This window comes from Mesorhizobium sp. M1E.F.Ca.ET.063.01.1.1 (assembly GCF_003998155.1).
GTDB lineage: Bacteria > Pseudomonadota > Alphaproteobacteria > Rhizobiales > Rhizobiaceae > Mesorhizobium.
Genome location: NZ_RZSC01000755.1, coordinates 1 through 2743 on the forward strand (window position 1 = coordinate 1; position 2743 = coordinate 2743).

The following is a 2743-nucleotide window of genomic DNA, read 5'->3' on the forward strand; positions in this document are numbered from 1 at the left end:
CAGCAGCGAAAGGTAATCGAGCAGGGTGTTGCGCAGCGCCCGCCGCCCGGCGCTCGCCGCGTCGGGGGTGAATGGACCCTTGTCGGCGAGGCTGTCGTAGAGGCCTGAGAAGCTCTCACGATTCGCCTCGGCGATTGTCCGCGCCAGCGCCTCGCGGGCGGCGAAGACGGCGTCCGGATCGATGCCCTTGCCGATATCGCGGGCAATGTCGGCCTCGCCGGGCAGCGACAAGGCCAGCGCCCGGTAGGCCGGCTCCAGGGTCTCGTCGCCGGCGATTCGGCCGGCAAGGTCGGCGAGCTTTTGTGCAAAGGCCGGCTCCTTGCCGCCCAGCACCTGACGGAAGGCAGCAATCAGCGCGTCGGTGAGCAGCGTGTTGAACGCCTGCCAGCGCGAGAAGGAGTCGCTGTCATGGCTGGCGAGGAAGAACTGGTCGTCGGCCTTCTGCTGCACCGAGAGCGTAATCGGCGCCGAGAAGCCGCGGTTGAGCGACACCGAAGGCCGTTCCGCAACCCCCGAGAAGCGCACTGTGTGCCGCCGCTTGCGGACATGGATAACACCGTCCTCGACGGCGGCGCCCTCGACGCTTTGCCAGGCTGCGGGCTTGCCGCCGGCGCCGACCAGGCCGAAGGCCAGCGGAATATGCATCAGCCGCTTGCGGCTTTCCGACGGTGTCGGCGGCACCGACTGTTCGATCTCCAGCGTGAAGGCCTTGGCCGCGGCATTGTAGGAGGAACCGACCGTCAGGTTCGGCGTGCCGGCCTGGTGATACCAGAGCGCGAATTGCGCGAGGTCTCGCCCCGACACATCCTCGAACACCTTGAGGAAATCCTCGATGGTCGCGGCCTCGCCGTCATGCCGCTCGAAATAGAGGTCCATGCCGGCGCGGAAGGTCTCCGGCCCCAGAATGGTGCGGATCATGCGCACCACTTCCGAGCCCTTCTCGTAGACGGTCGCCGTGTAGAAGTTGTTGATCTCTCGGTAACGGCGCGGTCTCACCGGATGCGCCAGCGGCCCCTGGTCCTCAGGGAATTGGTGCGCGCGCAGCGTGCGCACCTCGGCGATGCGCTTCACCGCCCGCGAACGCTGGTCGGCCGAAAATTCGTGGTCGCGGTAAACCGTCAGCCCTTCCTTCAGGCAGAGCTGGAACCAGTCGCGGCAAGTGATTCTGTTGCCGGTCCAATTGTGGAAATACTCATGCGCGATGATCGCTTCGATATTGGCGAAGTCGGCATCGGTCGCGGTCTCCTCGTCGGCCAGCACATATTTGTCGTTGAAGATGTTGAGGCCCTTGTTCTCCATCGCGCCCATGTTGAAGTCGGACACCGCGACGATGTTGAAGACGTCGAGGTCGTATTCGCGGCCGAAGGCGTCCTCGTCCCATTTCATCGAGCGCTTCAGCGCGTCCATCGCGTAGCCGGCGAGGTGCTCCTTGCCGGGCTCGACATAGATGCCGAGCTCGACCTCGCGGCCGGACAGGGTGGTGAAGCTGCCGGCCACCTTGCCGAGCGCACCCGCCACCAGCGCGAAGAGATAGGAGGGTTTCGGAAAGGGGTCATGCCAGACTGCATAGTGGTGGCCGCCGGCCAGCGTGCCGCTTTCGACAGGATTGCCGTTGGAAAGCAGCAGCGCTGCTTCGTTGTGCGGGGCCTCGATGCGAACAGTGTAGACCGACAGGATATCGGGCCGATCGAGGAAATAGGTGATGCGGCGGAAGCCCTCGGCCTCGCATTGCGTGCAATAGACATTGTTGGACCGGTAGAGGCCCATCAGGGCTTCGTTGTTGGCCGGCGCGATCTCGGTATCGAGGCGAAGCTCGAAGCTTTGCGCAGCCGGCGGCTTTGCAATGGTCAGTTGGTCCGGCGTCGCCTGATAGTCCGAGGGCGAGAGCACATGCCCATCGATGGCAATGCCAAGCAGCGTCAGCCCGTCGCCGTCGAGCACCAGCGGCGCCGACGCCGCGACGCCTTCGCGCCGCTCGATGGTGAGCACGGCGGTGACGCGGGTCGCATCCGGCGACAGGCGGAAATCGAGACTGGTCCGCGGAATGAGATAGTCGCTGGGGCGATAGTCTTCGAGCTTGAAGACATGGCCGGTATCGGTGCGCATTCCGCTGGTTTTCCTGTCGATTTTCGGGCGGGCAGCGGGGTTGCTGGCCCAAGAATTTTGAAGTCCGCGCTCTTTACACGAAACGGTCACTCGACAAAACTGCGCCGGGGTCTATTTCCGGGCTTCGTTTCCGACCATCGTCACGAGGCAAGATGACCGTCGATCATGCCGTCGGCCACGACACGCTGCGCGGCATTGCGCTCAAGATCGTCTCCGTGGCGGTCTTCGTCGGCATGCAGACCTGCATCAAGGCTGCCGGCGACGTGCCCGCCGGGCAGATCGTCTTCTTCCGCTCCTTCTTCGCCATTTTCCCGATCATCGCCTTCCTGGCATTCAAGGGAGAGTTGGCCACGGCATTCACGACGAAACGGCCGTTCAACCATATCGCGCGCGGCCTCGTCGGAGTCGGCGCCATGGGGCTCGGTTTCTTCGCGCTGACCAGGCTGCCGCTGCCAGAGGCGATCACGCTGAACTATGCCCAGCCGCTGCTGGTGGTGGTGTTCTCCTCGGTCTTCCTCGGCGAGACGATCCGCGTCTATCGCTGGAGTGCGGTCGCCGTCGGCCTCGTCGGCGTGCTCATCATTTCCTGGCCGGAACTGACGCTGTTGAATTCCGACGAGGCGCTGGACGACCAGGA

General features: G+C 64.3%; 2 protein-coding genes. One reads left to right on the forward strand and one right to left on the reverse strand.

Going from position 1 to position 2743, the window contains the following annotated elements:
• Positions 1 to 2106 (reverse strand): aminopeptidase N (gene pepN, locus EOA29_RS31760; RefSeq protein WP_127222107.1); only part of this gene is annotated, 2106 nt, incomplete at its 3' end.
• 152 nt (positions 2107 to 2258) lie between these two features.
• On the opposite strand from pepN, the gene EOA29_RS31765 reads away from it, so the two are divergent.
• A partial coding sequence (locus EOA29_RS31765) for a DMT family transporter (protein ID WP_145969909.1) occupies positions 2259 to 2743 on the forward strand: 485 nt, incomplete at its 3' end.